Source organism: Winogradskyella psychrotolerans RS-3 (assembly GCF_000427335.1).
GTDB classification, from domain to species: domain Bacteria; phylum Bacteroidota; class Bacteroidia; order Flavobacteriales; family Flavobacteriaceae; genus Winogradskyella; species Winogradskyella psychrotolerans.
Genome location: NZ_ATMR01000183.1, coordinates 1 through 784, shown reverse-complemented (window position 1 = coordinate 784; position 784 = coordinate 1). Strand labels below are relative to the sequence as shown.

2 protein-coding genes are annotated in these 784 nt (G+C 35.1%); both read left to right on the top strand.

All coding sequences use genetic code 11. The features are described 5' to 3' along the window. Positions 1-237 precede the first annotated feature (237 nt). Positions 238-369 carry a hypothetical protein gene (locus tag ADIWIN_RS21695; protein WP_020894768.1) on the top strand — a complete coding sequence of 44 codons (132 nt, stop codon included), beginning with the start codon at positions 238-240 and terminating at the stop codon, positions 367-369. A 50-nt stretch (positions 370-419) separates the two neighbouring features. Continuing rightward, a partial coding sequence (locus ADIWIN_RS20935; RefSeq protein WP_040757651.1) for a tetratricopeptide repeat protein occupies positions 420-784 on the top strand: 365 nt, incomplete at its 3' end.

Here is a 784-nt window from a genome sequence, read left to right as displayed (position 1 = left end):
GTTTCTATCCAGTCGTTTATTTTCTGTTTAAGGCTCAAATGGACACTTGTTTTAGATATTATTTTTTACAAAAATAGAATTTAATTCCTTTCGTTTAAATATTTATTCCAAAAGAACTAATTTGGACAAGAATTCAAACATAAAAACATTGCAAAGGAACATTTTATTTTCTTTTTGGCTATCGCCTTGAATCTGCTACCTTCCTGCTCCTCGCAGAAAGACACATTTACCAACCGTTTGTATCATAACACAACGGCCAAATTCAATGCCTATTATTATGCCAAAGAAAAAATTCTTGAATTAGAAGATGAAATAGAAAATGAATACCAGGAAGACTTCTCTCAAGTACTCCCTGTTTTTATACCATAGACAGTGCGACCATTGAATCCAAGGAAGAACTTCTGAAAGAAGCGAGAGAGATGGCTTCAAAAGCAGTGGATTGGCATAAAATAAGCAAATGGGTTGACCCTTCCTATTACCTGATCGGCAAGGTAGATTACTACCGAGGCCAGTATGAAGAAGCCCAAAACACTTTCAAATTCTTAAATGTTAATAGTGAGCAAGACGATGTAAGGCATATTGCATTGATTCAACTTTTAAGGTCTTTCATTGACCACAGACAATTTGAAGACGCTAGCTTTGTTATTGACTTCCTTTCCAAGGAAGAAAATATCATCGATGAAAACAAACAATACCTGTACAAGACTTTGGCTTATTACTATGAAGCTAGAGGAGAAATGGACTTGATGGCTCCTTCCTTATTCAAATCACTTGAATATACCAC